Origin of the sequence: Paenibacillus sp. RC73 (genome assembly GCF_044908085.1) — a bacterium.
In the GTDB taxonomy this organism is placed as follows: domain Bacteria; phylum Bacillota; class Bacilli; order Paenibacillales; family Paenibacillaceae; genus Paenibacillus; species Paenibacillus terrae_A.
The window spans coordinates 155,548-172,452 of the sequence record NZ_JBIYCV010000005.1; the positions used below are offsets into that span (position 1 = coordinate 155,548).

Consider the following 16,905-nt stretch of genomic DNA (forward strand, 5'->3'; position numbering starts at 1 on the left):
AACATTTGTTTATAATTATAAGTGAAAACAGGATACATGCAATTGTTAAAAGGATGAGATATGTTCATTAGTAAACCAATTATTTTAAAGTGTTAATTATTTTTCTGAAAATTTTGGTGTTCTTTACAATGTCTAATCGGACATACCTGTGGATTTTAGGTTCATGTATGAAACTCTTTGATTTTAATTTGACATCATATCTTATCCAATCATAAGTTAATTATTAGGAACAGGTAGTTTATATTTAAGATTATCTTATAGATGGAGTCAGATGTAATATCTCAATTGTGCTAATTTATTGCCTATTTCTCTTAAGCACGTTGCATTTGATCGTTAATGTCCCATACTGGCACTTGTCTGCCCTATTTTTGCATTTTGCTTGAAGTCCACATTATTCAGACCTAATGCTTCAAATCGGCATAGTACTATGTTCATGTCCTTTGCAACAAAGGGCTCAAGTTCTTTTCCTCAATTCGGGATAAGAACTTGAGCCCTTACAACATAAAAGCCGCTAAATTTATAAATCAGTACAAATTAAGCTCGCTTGCGATCTTGTCTCGAAGTATTTATTAAGGTCTAATTAATACTTTGAGTGCTTCACGGTTGTTCATGGCGCGATAACCCTCCGGAACACCGTCCAGATCAACCGTTACGTCAAATACACGGCCAGGTTTAACTGCTCCGTCAAGAATGTCCGGTAATAATTCTTCCATATATGCACGTGTTGGCGCAGGACCTCCCGTAAGCGTAATATTACGCCCGAAAAGACTTTCAAAACCAACGGCAGCTTCATCATACTGCGGAACCCCAACACGACTGATAACTCCGCCGGCCCGGACAATGCCAACACTCATATCATAAGCAGGCTTTAGCCCGACACATTCAAGAACGACATGTGTTCCTTCACCATTTGTCAGGTCTCGGACTTTCGTTACGCCTTCTTCTCCGCGTTCAGAAATAACATCTGTGGCGCCGAATTCAATACCTAGATCTGTCCGCTCTTTATGACGGCCCATAAGAATGATTTTCTTCGCGCCGAGTTTCTTTGCTGACAGGACAGCAAGAAGGCCAACAGCTCCATCACCAATAACTGTTACAGTCGTATTCTCATTCACGCGACCCATTACCGCCGCATGATAACCAGTGCCGTAGACGTCAGATAATGTTAACAGGGATGGCAATAAAGGGGAGTCTTCATCAATTTCGTCAGGCAACTTGAACATGCTTCCTTGTGCTTGAGGAACTCGAACAAATTCCGCTTGGCAGCCAGTCATAAAGCCCCCATGCTCACAAGAAGTCATCAATCCTTCTTGACAAAACGGACATGTGTTATCTCCATAAGCAAAAGGAACGACGACCAAATCGCCTTTCTTGAAACCAGAAACGTCTGAACCCATTTCTTCAATTTTTCCAATCACTTCATGCCCCATTGCTTCACCTTCGCCATGCTCATGAGGATGCATGCTGCGATAAGGATGCAGATCGCTTCCGCAAACGCAGGCAGCGACCACCTTCAAAATGACATCCGTTTGTTCTTGCAATCTCGGAACGGGCAATTCTTCTACGCGCACATCACCTGCAGCGTACATAATATTTGCTTTCATACCAATTCTCCACCTTTTATTAAAAAATTGCTTTACAGCGATCTTTTCTATTTCGTAATAGCTTGTTTATTTAGTGCGCCCGCCAAGGTATTCACCAGTTATCGTGAGTTCAGATAATGCCCCATTTATTCTGTTTAATTCCTCTGCAGAAAGGACGACTTCCGTTGCACCCGCGTTCTCGACCAAGCGTTCCGGTTTTCGGGTCCCTGGAATCGGCACGAGGTACGGCTTTTGAGCAAGCATCCATGCTAGCGAGATTTGTGCTGCGGTTGCTTCCTTTTCCTTCGCAAAGCGATTAATCAAATCGATCAGAGCTTGATTTGCATCCATGTTCTCTGGTTTAAACTGCGGTAAGAAACTTCTATAGTCGAGCCCTTTCTCTTCGCTGCTTTCAAAACGAGAGTTCTTATCATATTTTCCGGACAAATAACCGTTTGCCAATAGGCTAAAAGCAACAAAGCCAATTCCCAGTTCTTCTACCGTCGGGAAAGTATCCTCTTCCTTCTGGCGGCTCATCATGGAATATCTGCTTTGAACAGCGGTTACCGGGCATACAGCATGGGCTTTTCTAATTTCATCGGAATTCGCCTCCGACATTCCCCAATGTGTAATTTTTCCTTCCTTAATGAGCTCATCCATTATACCTGCAACTTCCTCCACAGGTACTTTTTTATCAACACGATGCTGGTAGTACAGATCAATATGATCTGTTCTCAACCGTCTGAGGGAACCTTCCACTGCTTTGCGGATGGTAGCTGGTCTGCTGTCCGTTAAGAGTGCACCACTCTGGCCATGTTCAAAGTGAACTCCAAACTTGGTGGCAATCAATACTTCATTCCGAACCTCTTTTAATGCTTCACCCACCAGTTCCTCATTTTCATAGGGACCATACACTTCTGCGGTATCGAAAAATGTGATACCGAGATCCAAAGCTTGGTGAATCAGTTTGATCATTTCGGTTTTATCAGCTGCCGGACCGTAAGCGTGACTCATACCCATGCAGCCGAGGCCGATGGCTGAAACCTCCAAGTCTTTACCAAGAATTCTTTTTTTCATGCCAAGTTCCTCCTCTCTTCCTGAAACAGCCTTCTTTCGGTTATGAAACCTTATACTTATTCCAAACCTTTTTTTCCGTAATCGGTTAAAAACTCTACAGTTTGCGGATCATAGTGGGAGAAAAATGCACTTTCTCCTGTATCCAGTACAGCTATTTTTTCCATATCCTCTGCCGTCAGTTTAAAATCAAATACGTTGAAGTTTTCTTCCATTCTATTTTTATTCACCGTTTTTGGAATCACCACCACGCCTCTCTGAATCAAGAAACGTAAAGCAACTTGGGCAATAGATTTGTTATATTGATCGCCCACTTCCTGTAAGGTTGCGTTGGAAAACAAATCGTTTTTTCCTTCTGCAAATGGACCCCAGGATTCGATCTGCGTGTTATATTTCTGCATAATTTCATGTGCTTTTACCTGCTGGTTGAAGACATGTGTTTCCACTTGGTTGACAGCCGGAACCACTTCACTAAACTGAACAAGGTCGATATATCTGTCCGGGTAGAAGTTGCTTACCCCGATCGCTTTGATTTTACCTACCTTATAGAGTTCTTCCATTGCACGATACGTACCATAATAATCATTAAATGGCTGATGGATGAGAAGTAAATCCAGATAATCCAGTTGAAGTTTTCTCAGTGATTCCTCAATAGAGGCTTTGGCTTTTTCATATCCTGCATTGGAAATCCAAACTTTAGTAGTGATGAATAACTCTTCTCTGGCTACTCCACTTTTCTTGATGGCACGACCTACAGCTTCTTCATTTTGGTAAGCCTGTGCAGTATCGATGGAACGATAGCCTGTATTTATAGCATCAAGTACGCATCTTTCGCATTCATCTTGATCGGAAATTTGGTAAACGCCATAGCCTAAAATAGGCATCTTTACTCCGTTATTTAAAGTTACATATTCCATTTCAATTCCTCCTCATTTTTAACTGCAGCAGATCTCCAATATTGGAAAGATGCCACCTCTATTCATCAAAAGTCAAAATTAATGGATTTCATTCCATTAATATTCCACTGATAAAAATTATATCCTAATTCATAAAATATGAAATTGTCAAAAATACATAATTTGTATAATAATGAACAAACTCAGATGAATATTCTATTATTCATCCCTTACTCAAAAAACAAACAGTCCGTTGTTAGGGACATTTGCAGTCAAAACTGCGTTTGAGAAAAATGGAAAAATTAATACCGAATTCAAGCGCTCTTTAAATGATTAGGGATTCAATGGTTAATTAAGATTGATTTGTTTTGTATAGTAATCATCATCGACCGCTTCAAACCATTCGGTTTCTCCTGGAGTCATGGCCAGATGTACAAACCAACTGTCTTTAGTCGCACCATGCCAATGTTTCACGTTAGGTGGAATATTGACCACATCACCCGTTTTGAGTAATCGGGCAAGTTTGCCTTCTTCCTGATACCAGCCTTTGCCGCCGGTAACTAACAGAACTTGCCCAACCTGATGAGCGTGCCAGTTATTGCGGGCCCCTGGAGCAAAGGTAACATTTCCGATCGCCGTATTAAGAGGCGCCGGATCTGTAAACACCATTTGCAGGTAGGCGTCACCCGTAAAGTTTGCTTGTACCTTTTCTCCTAACGGAAAAATGGTACTGTTGCTAAGTTGTTCATTTTCCATCCTGGACTCCTTCTTTCTATTCAAAGATTTTACGTTCCTCTTATTCTCCCGCAGGAAAATCAGTAGAAGCTGCCAGTTCAGTCTGCGTCTCGTAGTCGGCAACGCGGGCTTTAAGGGTCGAAATGGTATTTGTCAGCGCTTGAGAGCCGAGTACCATTCGCATCGGCGCTGGTTCTTGTTCGACACTCTCTATGATTCGGGACGCCATACGTACAGGGTCACCTGGAGCTAGTCCATTAGAAGCGTCCAGCATGTTCAAAAAGCCATGCGCCGGATTACCGTCGTACTCTGACATTAGATTCGCTACCTGTGCACTGCCATAGCGGAACTCGGTACGAGCACCGCCCGGCTCCACCAATGTAATACCGATGTTAAAAGGTGCGACCTCCTGAGCGACCGACTCACAAAATCCCTCCATGCCAAACTTGGTGGCATGGTACATCGAATTACCAGGGAAGGCCACCTGCCCACCATAGGAGGATATCTGAATAATGCGGCCGCCACCCTGCTTTCGCAGATGCGGCAGAGATGACCGGATAAGCTGGATAGATCCTGTCAGATTGGTAGCGATGATGTGACCAACCTCGGCGTCAGAGAGTTCCTCGGCGGCCCCAAAAAGGCCATAGCCAGCATTACTTACAATAACGTCGATCCGTCCAAATTGCTCAAAAGAGCCGTCAACCAGCTTATGAATAGCGGGAACATCAGTTACATCCAGAATTTCGCAAATGAAGGTAACTGGATACTTCTCAAGGAGCTCGGCGACTTTGTTTTTGTTACGTACTGTGCCGATAACCTTGTCCCCCTTCTCAAGTAGCTGTTTGGTCATCTCATAACCAAAGCCACTACTGACACCTGTAATAAGCCATGTACGATTACTCATCATAAATTCCTCCAAAAAGTATATTGGTTTAATGTGCAGGAGCGCGTTGTTCGCGTATTCGCGTATAAGAATAATTAGATCGCTTTTTTATTCCGATTTGGCCGCGGCTTCATTCACACACCGGAGAGCATTCAGGCTGCGCGGATAACCTATGAAAGGCAGGCATTGAGAGATAACCTTAATCAGAAACAACTTATCATTTCCAAGCCTCATATTGGCGGAAGCATGGCTGGTCAACTGAGGTTCACATCCACCCTGGGCCAAAAGAAAACAGAAGGTAATCATCTCTCTTTGTTTGTAGTCGAGCCCTTTTCGGGTATAGTAATCCCCAAAGCAGTTATCTGCCAGCCAGTGATTGATGTGCCGGCTCTCTTCCGGTCCTGATTTCCAAAAATCCCGCATGCTTTCTCCAAAAATGTTCACCTGCGCTTGAATCCCTGCTTCCAAACGGGTATCCGTGGTTGTAGTTGCCTGGCTCGGTAAAGGTAGTTCAACACCTCGTGAAGTCAATACTTCATTCACTGCATGCAGAAAAGGAAATACCCTTCCAATGCCAAGATAAGATACGGACTGATAGACAATTTCCTTTGCTTCCACAGGCGTAACGCCAAAATTCAGTGCTGCTGGAAGCATTGCTTTAAACTCGTCAATTCCTTGACATCCAATTAAAACGGACAAAATCGCCATCATACGTGTCCGATCATCCAAATCGTCCTGATTCACTACTTCATCAAACGCAAAGTTATCGAATAATTCAATAAACTCCGGATCTGTTTCCAAAAACTTAGATTCATAGCCTGGAAACATTCTTTCATGATACTTTTGTGCTGCTTCCGTAATTCTCATGGTTTACTCCTCCTATTGCATCTAATAAAAAGCTGGTTTATCGCGTGCTGTATTTGGTTTGCTAACCCCCCAACTGCGACGAATCCCCCACTCTTTTGATTCCGCTAATTTAACAACCAAGGCAGCAATACTTTTCCGAGAAATCTCCGTACCTTTCAAAGGTTCCCCCTTTTCGGTTAACTCGTAGTCAACTTCATTTTTGTTGGTGAACCAGGTACATCTTAATATCGTATAATCAAGATCGGATTCTTCAATCAATCTTGCTGATTTCCGCCAAGCATCCATGCCGCTACCCACCATCCGCTTATTCCATTCTCCAAATTTTCCAGGCACTTCATCATAAATTCCTAGAATATTGATAAATATTCCTCTTTTAACCTTCAAGGCGTTCATCGCCTCGATCATGTTCTGAGTTTTCTGAACAATATCAGAGCCACCCAAGTTAGCATATACAACATCTTGATCCTGACGGTAATGATTATGCAAAAGGAGCACTTTTAAAAATGGTTAAATAACACCATAAGTGCTAAAGAGTATCTAAGTAGATGTATTCCTTCATCAAAATAAACGATTACAATGTTGACATATCGATGACAAACCGATAACGCACATCACTGCTGAGGACACGTTCATATGCCTCGTCAACTTGGTCAGCCCGAATGACCTCGATCATAGGAGCGATACTGTGCTCAGCCGAAAAGTCGAGCATCTCTTGTGTTTCTCTGATACCGCCAACGTTGGATGCCGTAATACTCCGACGCCCAGCAAATAAGGAGAAAACATTATATTGATCTGGCTTGTTTGGCAGACCAAGATTTACTAGTGCCCCGTCCACATTAAGGATGGATAGAAAGGCATCAACGTCGATATTTGCAGACACTGTGTTTAAAATCAGATCAAATTGACCAGCCAACTCAGTGAACGTGGTGGGATCAGTGGTTACATAGTAGTGATTCGCGCCAAACGCAAGAGCTTCATCTTTTTTGTTCATACTTTGGCTCAGGACAGTTACTTCAGCACCCATCGTATGGGCAAACTGAACAGCCAGATGACCAAGTCCCCCCATTCCCAAAATAGCTACCTTCTTACCTGGTCCGGCGTTCCAGTGTTTCAGAGGCGAGTATGTCGTAATACCTGCACACAACAGCGGGCTTGCTACATCCAGTTCCAAGCCGTCCGGAATACGTACAACAAACTTATCCTTTACAACGATTTTCTGGCTATATCCACCGTATGTTAGGTCCCCGTCGTAACCAATTGAGTTAAATACGACGACCACACCTTTCCGACAAAACTGCTCTTCACCTCTACGGCAGAAGTCACATTCACCGCATGAGTCAACAAAGCAGCCTACGCCGACACGATCACCAACAGCGAATGTTGTCACATCCCTGCCTACAGCGGTAACAACACCTGCAATTTCATGCCCTGGAACCATCGGAAAAACTCCGCTGCCAAAATCATTATGAGCATTGTGAATATCAGAATGGCAGATACCGCAATATTTAATGTCGATTAAGACATCATCTGGCCGCAAATCTCTCCGTTCTATGGTAGTTTGTTCAAATGGTGCTTTCGCACTTGGAACACTTAGCACTTGAGTAGTTATGTTTTTATGATGGTTACACATGTTATACAACATCCCTTTCCTATAGAGTGAATGATTCGGATACGATTTTAGTCTCATCCTATTTGAAAATTAATATGCACAATTACTTTATTGTGCATATGTCTATTATTATAATCTTCTTAAAATTATTTCCTATTGTTAATTTGAAGCGATTTGTACATTAATGAATAGAAATATAAAAAACGTTCATTATCTATTGCGTTTTCCGGATATTAGCCTCTAGTTAAGTCGGTTTGACTCCATTTCGTTTATACATTGTGTTGATAAAATAATAAACATCTGTTTATAATTAAAAAAAAGTTCAGAAAATAAATCGTTATCCGTTGTTATGAGCGTGTTAATTTACGAACCCTTATTATATTTAGATAATAAAAGAAAGTTCGGTGAGCCAAATGTCTAAAGTCGATAGAAGAATCCTTAAAACACAGGAAGCATTAAAAACAGCAGTAATTGAACTAATGACTGAGAAAAATTTTGATGATATTACCATTCAAGATCTCTCAGATCAAGCAAATGTCAGCCGCGGAACGATTTATCTTCACTACATGGATAAATACGATTTGCTGGATAAACTAATTGAAACTCATATTAATGAACTCCGGGAAAGATGTGAAGCAGCTGCCGATTTGGATTTTGTTACAGGGTCCGTGATTTGGACAGAATATTTTGAGCGTAATTACGCATTTTTCTCCATGATGCTGGCAAGTAAAGGAGCACCTTTTTTCCGCAATCGATTCTTGAAATTTCTTATTGAAGAGTTTCAGGATGAAGTGGATAATACTAAGGGAATAAACGAAGGGTTAAATAAAGATCTTGTTGTTTATTTTCTGGCTTCTTCGTATGTTGGAGTAGTCGAATGGTGGTTTACGAACGACCGACCTGTAACCCATCTAGAATTAGCAGAACAGTTGGGAGCTTTGTTGGAAAGAGTTTGTGAGTAGGGATTAAACTTATAACTTCAATTTTTATAATGAAAAGCCACCTTTACTAGGTGGCTTCAGATTGCAGACAAACCTCCTTTGTTCCGAACGGAACTCCGGGGTTTGTCTTGTTATTTGGGCTATGAAATGCTGTAAAATGGAAAATCCTTGCTTTGAACCACCTGGGCGCCATAGCCAGGTGGCTAGTTTTTTGAGATTCATGCAAGCGAAAACGAGCATCGCCTGCATGGTCACCTTCTCTAGCCCTCGCAAGGTGGCCCACCGCATGCCATGCTTTTCTTTCATATCTGCAAACATCCCTAACAGTTCGGCTTGGAATTTCTCCATCTCATCGTTAAACATCCGGTTTTCCGTCGGGTTCACGTTAATATTGATGGATAAGGAATCATCGGTGAAAATAAGCTTGGTTCGACGCTCAAAAGGATATTTCATTGAGGCAAAGGACTCCGGCATTTCTACAAAAGACGAAGGAATACGAAGGCTTACGTTCTCGGGAATGACCTCCGTTTCGGTAAATACCAATTCTTCATGAGCAATTGTCCAGTTACACTATAATTAGATGATTATCTAATCATATGTGAATACAAGTTCTTGTCCTTCGACATCTTCACATGTCAGGTCCCGTTAAAACAAAAAAGCTGAGAATATCGCTGCTTTTCATGCGTATACTTCATTGTCCTGCGGCAGATCCCAAAATAGACGTTATCATGATTTATGACAAAGTCTTATGAGAGGATAACTTATATGTCCCTCCTTCTCCAGATGAGTTGTTTGCCGTTGGACTTCATACTCAATCTTACACGGCTCGCAGAATCTACGAAACGCAGATGTTTCCGTCGAGACCCTGTCGCCTATCTGAAACAGGTAGAAAATAAATTTGTTAGTTGATTAGACATCTGTAGAAAAAAAGCCGGAGCCCTCCCTAAGGAAGATCCCAGCCTTGAGTTACCAGTTGTGCAAATCTGCACCGTTGCTTTCAATAATCTGTTTGTACCAATAAAAGCTGTCTTTTGGATAACGATTTAGTGTTCCTTTGCCCTCATCATCTTTGTCCACATAAATAAAACCGTATCGTTTGGACATTTCGGAAGTCCCGGATGAAATAATATCCAGAGCAGACCAAGGCGTATATCCAATTAGCTCCACACCATCGATAATAGCTTCTTTCATTTGCTTGATGTGCTCTTTCAAGTAGCTTATGCGGTACGCATCATGAATCTTGTGATCATCTTCCAGAATATCCTCGGCACCCAACCCATTCTCTACAATAAACAATGGCTTCTGATAACGATCATAGATCGTATTTAAAGAATATCTAAGCCCTACAGGGTCAATCTGCCATCCCCAATCAGAAGCTATCAGATAAGGATTTTTTAATCCTCTGGTCAGATTCCCCTCTGTTTGCTGCAAGCTCTTCAATCTTTCCTTATCATTCGTAGTAATCGATGATACATAATAGCTCAAGCTGATGAAATCCACGATATTATTTCTTAGAATCGCATCATCTTCTTCGCCTTTAATAATCTCAATACTGTTCTCCAGGAAATAACGGTTCATATATGAAGGATAATAACCTCTAACCATCACATCCATATAGAAGAAGTTTCCATATTGGTCATCCAAGGTAGCCTGCATAATATCGTCGGGATGACAGGTGGCAGGATATGTCGTCAGACGGGCAATCATACAGCCAATCTTGCTCTCCGGAGCAATGTCATGACATAACTTTACCGCCAGAGCACTCGCTACAAATTGATGGTGAACGGCCTGATAGATATCCTGTAAGTAATTCTCCGTTCGATCCTCCACGATTCCGGTGGATTTAAAGGTAGCAAATCTGCCCGCATTAATCTCATTAAATGTTATCCAGTAGCGAACCCGATGTTTGTAACGGTTAAAAAGAACAGCAGCAAAGTTGGTGAACATCTCAATGACTTTACGATCCTTCCAGCCTCCATACTGATTGACAATATGAAGCGGAAGCTCAAAATGGGAGAGTGTAACCAGCGGCTCTATATGATGCTTCTCCAGCTCATCGAACACCCGGTCATAGAACTCTAGCCCTTTCAGATTCGGCTCTTGTTCATCTCCGTTAGGGAAGATCCGACTCCAAGCAATGGAGAAGCGGAACACTTTAAAGCCCATTTCCGCACATAAAGCAATATCTTCTGCATACCGATGATAGAAATCTACACCGTCTCTTTTAGGATAACCTTTCGTACTGTCAGCATTAAGCGCCTGTTCTATCAATTCCGAAGTGATATTGCTGTGCTTTGACAAATCTACACGGTCGGAGTGAGGATCATAAAATGATATATCGGATACAGACATGCCTTTATGATCCTCACCAAAACCACCCTCGGCCTGACAAGCTGCAATTGCCCCTCCCCACAAAAAATTCACCGGAAATCCTTGATGCCCTGAATTATACTGTGACATTGTCAGCCCCCTGAGTAATCGCGTTTTGTTCGTCTTCAATTGATTTTTTGTCGATAATTCTGAAGAAAGGATAGTAAATGATCACCTGCAATGCAATACACATTAATTGAAGTACAACTAACCTAATACCGCCATTGACAAATGAATTCAAGATAATCGGCGTTCCAGCCGGGAAATGAGTCCCGTTCGCTATTGGGAAAATACCTAAGTTCATCGACCAGTAAGCAAAGCTTGATACGATAATTGGTCCAAACACAAACGGTATGAACATGAATGGGTTGAGTACCAGCGGAATCCCGAAAATTATAGGTTCATTAATACTAAAGATGGATGCCGGAAAAGCAAGCCGCCCCAGAGTCTTGTATCTTTTGCTTTTCGCAAAGAAGGCCAGTAAAATGGCTAATCCAAGCGTAGCACCTGATCCGCCGATGACTACAAACGAGTTATAAAAACCTCCGCTAAGAATATTGGTATGTGCTTCTCCTCTACTGATCGCATCAAGGTTGGCCAATCCCAACGGCAACCATACACTGTAAAATATCGGGCTGACAACCATAAATCCATGAATCCCGAAAAACCACAATAGCTGAACAACAAATACAAAGATCACAAGCGACCAGTAACCTCCGCCAATATTCTGCAGTGGTGCCTGTATGGAAGTGTAAATCATCTGATGTAAACTCCCAAAATCCGTTAAGGAAGACAGATAGCTGATCATTGTAAAAACAATAACTATTATCGTACCTGGAATGAGGTTGGCGAACGTTTTGGCTACAGTCGGTGGTACCCCTTTAGGCATTTTAATAATCAAGTTTCTATTGATAATCATGACATATAATTTACCTACAACAAGTCCTACTATAATTGCTACAAATAAGCCTTGTGCTCCCAAATAATTGAAGGTGAACGCATTGACCTCATCTACTTTAGTAATCGGTGTCAAAATGAAAAAGGACATCAACCCGATGAGACCTGCACCTGCATTATCCGCCTTGGGATTCAAATTACTGACCAACCGATAAGCGATAAAAAACACTGCATAAATGGACAAAAGCGTGATTAATACACTGCCAGGGATTTGAAAAACCTGTTTCAGACCTGTACGTTGAATAAAGTTTTGGTAACTATCAATATTAAGATTAGCAAATAACGTAGCAAACGAGCCCAGCATCAAAACGGGCATGACAGAGGTTAATGCTTCGGATATTGAAGAAAGATATTTATTTTTACTTATTTTACTTGCTGTTGAAATGACCTTCTTTTTTATCACTTCTACGTTTAAGCCCACAGAGTAAGCCTCCTTATTTAAATATTACTCAAGGCCGTATTTAACACTTTTTCTCCATCCATCATGCCGTAATCCATCATATTAATGGTCAGTACCGGCATCGGAAGAATTGCTCTTAACTCATCCTCCATATGCCCGATTTGTGGTCCTAATAGGACGATATCCACATCACCAAATTTCTCTACCTCACTTTCAGCCGTTGCATCAATGAGAACCTCTATCCCTTGGGAGATCGCTGACTCCTTCATCTTTTCAACCAGCATACTTGTAGACATACCCGACGAACATACCAGCAATATTTTTTTCAACATTAGCTCACCGATCCTTTCAATTGTTGTTCCAATGCTTTACGCTCCTTAATCTCTTCAATCAGTTCGACAATTAATTCTCTGACTGTCAGAGCATTCATCAAATGATCCTGAGCGTGAATCAAAAGAATCGTAATTTCCGTTTTCTCTCCCCGGCCCTCCGCCTGAATCAACTGAGTTTGGACCTTATGCGCCTTGGTCAGACTTTCCTTCGCTTGCTTGATCAGATCACTTGCTTCGTCCAGCTTTCCTTGTCTGGCGGTTCTCACTGCTTTTAAGCTAAGGCTTCTCGCCTCTCCACTGCTGGCAATAATTTGCATAATGGTTTGTTCGTAATCCATATTGATTCTCCGCTCCTATAATAGATTCTCTATTTCTTTTATAAATTGGTTGTAGCTGTTGACCGCGAGCAGTCTGCTGCGGCTGTCGTCTCTCTCCATCAGGGTCAGCAGAAGCTTGCTTATTTCTTTATGAAGAAATAACTGGCCTGCACGCAAGTTGATAATAAAAATGAGCTGCACCGGTTTTCCTGTATACACAGTTGGTTTCTTTAATAATGTAATGCTGATGCAGTCTTTCAGAGCACTCATTCTCATGGGATGCGGACCGGCAACGCCATTTTTATAGATGGTCGTAAATTTAGCTTCTCGTAGCAGGACCTGTTCCGGAAAATCCTCCAGCGCATACCCTTTGCGCACAACTTCGCGGCAGCGCTCTTTCAGCAGTTCGGTGTAATCCTCAGGTCCGCTCAGGTGAAAGAGCTCCTCATGAAATAATTCCTTGAAATCCATAAGCTTATAAGAGGGCCGGAAGTGATCCATTTGCAAGGAGATCGACTCCCTGATCCGCTGCACTTCCTGGTCATCCAGCAGCTTCTTGATGTGTATAACCGGCTTATCCTGTATTTCGATCCCGAGCGGTACGGTAGTTAGGATTAAATCTACCGGCCTTGTGCTGATCTCTTCAAGCTCGGAGATGGAGGCGGTAATAACCGAGGCTTTAGGAAATACGGCTTCCAATTTAAGTCGAATCAGATGGGCGCTTCCCGCTCCGGTGGAACAAATGACGGCAATCCGCTTGAATTGCTCCAGATTATGCTGCCTCTTCCGTTCCAGATGTGTCGCAAAATGGAGCGCTACATAACCGGCTTCATCCCGGGACATTTTAAATCCATACTGCTCTTCAATAATCTCGGCAAAGCGGAAAGAAATCACGAACACGTTGGCATACTCGCTGTAGACATCCTCCACTAACGGATTATCGAGCTGAAGATTGTAATAGAGACGATTGAGCAGAGGAAACATATGCAGCAGGAGCGATTCCCGCAATTCCTCATCCTGATTAAAGCTGGTTAGGAATTCCTTATCCAGACGCTGCAATATCGCGCTTATTCCTTCACGCAATTGTGATTTCATTTCTGTAGTGATATTCTCGACAATTGTTTTCCCTGAAATATGAAGCGCCAGGTAATCAACCTCATCGGGAGGCAGCGAGATTTGGTAATGCTCTTCGACCCATTCAGCAATCCTCCATGCAATGTCATAGTATAATGGCTCCGGTGTCTTTAACATCGCTTGGCCACTTACAATGAAATTGCTTTTGGATATCCGGTACAGAAGGATGAATAAATGCGTGACAATGTTGTCTAAAAAGACATCCGAGATCTTGAGCTCCTTCTCTTTGAGCACCTGCAGCAGATAAGCCTTCAGCTTCCCGGCATCCAGCTCGCGCCGGAAGGTATTGAAATCCTTGCTATGCTCAACAACCTGACTGTTCTGTAAAATGTAGTGGGAGAAGGCCTGGCGGATATTTTTCTCGTCACCTTCAATCTTCACCCCATAGTGGGAGCGGCGCTGTAATTTGAGCTGGAACGCTTTAAATTGCAACTCCACTTCCTTCATATCAGAAATCAGAGTCGAGCGGCTGATCCCTAGTTCATCCGCTAGCTCATCTATAGGCCGGAACGTATCGCTTTGCAGCAAATAGTAAATGAGATGTTGCTGTCTGGCAGCTATATTATCCGAACCTACAATATCCCGTTTCAAAGATAAATGTTCCATATAGGCCAAAAATCGTGATTCATCTTCGGTTTCAAGCAGATATCCTTGATTACGGATCATCCGGATACAGAAGCCTTGCTTCTCCCCCGCTTTCTCCAAAGAGCGAACAACTCCCCTTACGGTTCTTTCGGACAACTCAACTTCAGCAACTAATTCACTCATTTTTACAGGAAGCTTCTTGGTGAATAAAATATTTAGAATTGTGTATTCTCGCATGCGATCCCTCATTTTTGATACTAGTATCGGTCAAGCAACTCAGCTGGTTATGAATACATGATACTTGGAAGCGCTATCTAAAGAACAGGTTATATTTTGCTATTTGAAACGGCAAAAAGAAACAGGTGCCCACTGATGATCTCCCCTTCTATATAGTTAAAATAATTTTAATTGTGATATTATCACTTCATCGGGAACGTCTGGAATACAGGTGAGCTCGGATGAAATTAAATCGGCAGTACAATTAACCTGTGAGAAATTTAACCCAGGTAAAACCAAACGAACAGATACGGAATCGCTATCCCCAGAAGATGTAGCAAAGGCGGCTGTTTCCACTTTTAGTTGATAGGGTATTTTTTGTTTTATAGAAAACTCAAAATCGACAATAGTTGCTGATTCACAATCTTTTTGCTCTAAAATAGTTGGAACTACTCTCAAAAAAAGTTATATTAGGATATATATATTATCTTTAGTATGAGAAAAAAAGGAGGAATATCCTAGATGGATGTACGAAGCTGTTTGCAACAAGGATGGAAGGCGGGCTTATGTATGTTGTTGTTGTGGGTATGGATGATGGGTGCTGTAACAGTTGGTCAAGCCGAAGCCCAAGCGGTGTTCCCGGGAGCCGTGGGATACGGGACTGACACTCCAGCAGGCCGGGGCGGAAAGGTAATCAAGGTGACCAATCTGAACAATGACGGCCCAGGCTCATTTCGTGCGGCATTAGAAACCAAGGGACCGCGGATTATTGTATTTGAAGTCGGTGGTGTCATAAATCTAGAAAAGGAGCGTCTTGAGCTGAGAGAGCCCTACGTGACCATCGCAGGTCAGACAGCCCCCTCCCCTGGCATTACATTCATCCGGGGAGGTTTGCAGATCAGAACGCATGATGTGTTAATGCAGCATGTCCGGTTTCGGATGGGCAACGGTGACAGCACTAAAGGTGCAGGATTTGAACCAGATGTATCCACTTACGGAGCCTCCGCTTATAACATTGTCATTGACCATTGCTCCTTTTCTTGGGGAGTGGATGAGAACATGTCCTTCTCAGGCCCTCGTACCAGTGGAACCAAGGCGACTACTCACCGTGTAACACTCAGCAATAGTATTATCGCCGAGGGCCTGTATAATTCCGTTCATGAGAAGGGTCCTCATTCCATGGGTACGCTCGTTCATGATTACGTGCAGGACGTGGCAGTCATCGGAAACCTTTATGCCCATAACATGGAACGTAATCCGTGGTTCAAAGCATTCTCGACGGGCGTAATTGTTAACAATGCCATTTATAATCCGGGAAAATGGGCTATTCGGCTCGGATTTGTGGAGAATGAATGGGCGGATACGGGGATCAAACCGGAAGGCCCTAGAGTCAGTATCGTCGGTAATTACATGCGGCATGGAGTAGATACGATTAAAGGGCTAGGAATTGTCGGAACGAACAGTAAAAGCGGCTGGGCTTATCTCAAAGATAATCTTGCTTATGACCGTAATGGCAAGTCAGTCCCACTGACTTTTGGCGGAATTAAGGAACTTGACAATCCACCTGTTTGGGTTGAAGGACTTGAAGCACTAGCAGCCTCGGCAGTAGTAAAGGAGGTCACTGAGCATGCAGGAGCAAGACCGGAGGACCGGGATGCTACAGATCAACGAATTATCTCCGATTTTCTGACTGGTCGAGGAAAGATAATTGATAGTCAGGAAGACGTAGGGGGATACCCGGATGTTCCAGCTACCTACCGTGCTTTAAATGTACCTGACAACAGCATTGATGAATGGTTGTATCAATTTTCAGTTGAGTTGGAGTAGTCCTTAATGCTGCTATTTTAAGACATTTCGTAAAAGTAATTAAGACATAACTCTGATGTCAATCGATTTATCACCCAGTTCTAGTTTAGTGTTGACAATCCACTCTTTCGGCAATAACGACTTGCATGACTACACTTTTAAATAAAAAAAGCACACGGATGCTATACCTACATCCGTGT

General features: G+C 42.6%; 16 protein-coding genes and 1 pseudogene. 2 read left to right on the forward strand and 15 right to left on the reverse strand.

The features are described from left to right. Positions 1–569 precede the first annotated feature (569 nt). The 8 genes from ABH897_RS13895 to ABH897_RS13930 form a co-directional block, all read right to left on the reverse strand. Positions 570–1,604: a zinc-binding dehydrogenase gene (locus ABH897_RS13895; RefSeq protein WP_404520129.1), complete on the reverse strand. Its 1,035-nt coding sequence runs from the start codon at positions 1,602–1,604 to the stop codon at positions 570–572. A gap of 66 nt (positions 1,605–1,670) precedes the next feature. Then, positions 1,671–2,660 (reverse strand): aldo/keto reductase, encoded by a 990-nt coding sequence (locus ABH897_RS13900; protein WP_404592235.1) that lies wholly within the window; start codon positions 2,658–2,660, stop codon positions 1,671–1,673. A 56-nt stretch (positions 2,661–2,716) separates the two neighbouring features. Further along, positions 2,717–3,574, reverse strand: coding sequence for an aldo/keto reductase (locus ABH897_RS13905; RefSeq protein WP_283656064.1), 858 nt, complete (start codon positions 3,572–3,574; stop codon positions 2,717–2,719). A 327-nt stretch (positions 3,575–3,901) separates the two neighbouring features. Beyond that, positions 3,902–4,309, reverse strand: a complete 408-nt coding sequence (locus tag ABH897_RS13910; protein WP_404592237.1) for a cupin domain-containing protein — start codon at positions 4,307–4,309, stop codon at positions 3,902–3,904. Positions 4,310–4,349: 40 nt separating this feature from the next. Then, complete coding sequence (locus ABH897_RS13915) at positions 4,350–5,192, reverse strand: SDR family oxidoreductase (RefSeq protein WP_404592238.1); 843 nt, start codon at positions 5,190–5,192, stop codon at positions 4,350–4,352. Positions 5,193–5,279: 87 nt separating this feature from the next. Further along, the gene (locus ABH897_RS13920; RefSeq protein WP_404592240.1) at positions 5,280–6,038 is read right to left on the reverse strand and encodes a carboxymuconolactone decarboxylase family protein; all 759 of its coding nucleotides are present in this window, start codon (positions 6,036–6,038) and stop codon (positions 5,280–5,282) included. A 21-nt stretch (positions 6,039–6,059) separates the two neighbouring features. After that, complete coding sequence (locus ABH897_RS13925; protein ID WP_404559597.1) at positions 6,060–6,533, reverse strand: NAD(P)H-binding protein; 474 nt, start codon at positions 6,531–6,533, stop codon at positions 6,060–6,062. A 76-nt stretch (positions 6,534–6,609) separates the two neighbouring features. Then, entirely contained in the window at positions 6,610–7,668 is a 1,059-nt protein-coding gene (locus tag ABH897_RS13930) for an NAD(P)-dependent alcohol dehydrogenase (RefSeq protein WP_283656059.1), read from the reverse strand. Positions 7,669–8,060: 392 nt separating this feature from the next. Here ABH897_RS13930 and ABH897_RS13935 point away from each other — a divergent pair, with 392 nt between their 5' ends. Next, positions 8,061–8,609, forward strand: coding sequence for a TetR/AcrR family transcriptional regulator (locus tag ABH897_RS13935; protein ID WP_404520123.1), 549 nt, complete (start codon positions 8,061–8,063; stop codon positions 8,607–8,609). A 24-nt stretch (positions 8,610–8,633) separates the two neighbouring features. Here the strand turns inward: ABH897_RS13935 and ABH897_RS13940 are convergent. The 7 genes and pseudogenes from ABH897_RS13940 to ABH897_RS13970 form a co-directional block, all read right to left on the reverse strand. Next, positions 8,634–8,906: pseudogene (locus ABH897_RS13940) on the reverse strand (transposase); the annotation flags it as partial. Between the two features lie 648 nt (positions 8,907–9,554). Continuing rightward, the gene (locus tag ABH897_RS13945) at positions 9,555–11,048 is read right to left on the reverse strand and encodes a glycoside hydrolase family 1 protein (RefSeq protein WP_283656055.1); all 1,494 of its coding nucleotides are present in this window, start codon (positions 11,046–11,048) and stop codon (positions 9,555–9,557) included. Further along, the gene (locus ABH897_RS13950; RefSeq protein ID WP_283656054.1) at positions 11,035–12,336 is read right to left on the reverse strand and encodes a PTS sugar transporter subunit IIC; all 1,302 of its coding nucleotides are present in this window, start codon (positions 12,334–12,336) and stop codon (positions 11,035–11,037) included. The genes ABH897_RS13945 and ABH897_RS13950 overlap by 14 nt, the downstream gene beginning before the upstream one ends. Positions 12,337–12,353: 17 nt before the next feature. Continuing rightward, a complete protein-coding gene (locus ABH897_RS13955; protein ID WP_283656267.1) occupies positions 12,354–12,644 on the reverse strand; it encodes a PTS sugar transporter subunit IIB in 291 nt (96 codons plus the stop codon). Between the two features lie 2 nt (positions 12,645–12,646). After that, complete coding sequence (locus ABH897_RS13960; protein WP_283656053.1) at positions 12,647–12,985, reverse strand: PTS lactose/cellobiose transporter subunit IIA; 339 nt, start codon at positions 12,983–12,985, stop codon at positions 12,647–12,649. 15 nt (positions 12,986–13,000) lie between these two features. After that, on the reverse strand, positions 13,001–14,866 hold the full coding sequence (locus ABH897_RS13965) for a BglG family transcription antiterminator (RefSeq protein ID WP_404520121.1): 1,866 nt from the start codon (positions 14,864–14,866) through the stop codon (positions 13,001–13,003). Between the two features lie 210 nt (positions 14,867–15,076). Next, entirely contained in the window at positions 15,077–15,358 is a 282-nt protein-coding gene (locus ABH897_RS13970) for a hypothetical protein (RefSeq protein ID WP_404580349.1), read from the reverse strand. Positions 15,359–15,421: 63 nt separating this feature from the next. Here ABH897_RS13970 and ABH897_RS13975 point away from each other — a divergent pair, with 63 nt between their 5' ends. Beyond that, on the forward strand, positions 15,422–16,726 hold the full coding sequence (locus tag ABH897_RS13975; RefSeq protein WP_283656051.1) for a pectate lyase family protein: 1,305 nt from the start codon (positions 15,422–15,424) through the stop codon (positions 16,724–16,726). Positions 16,727–16,905: the final 179 nt, after the last annotated feature.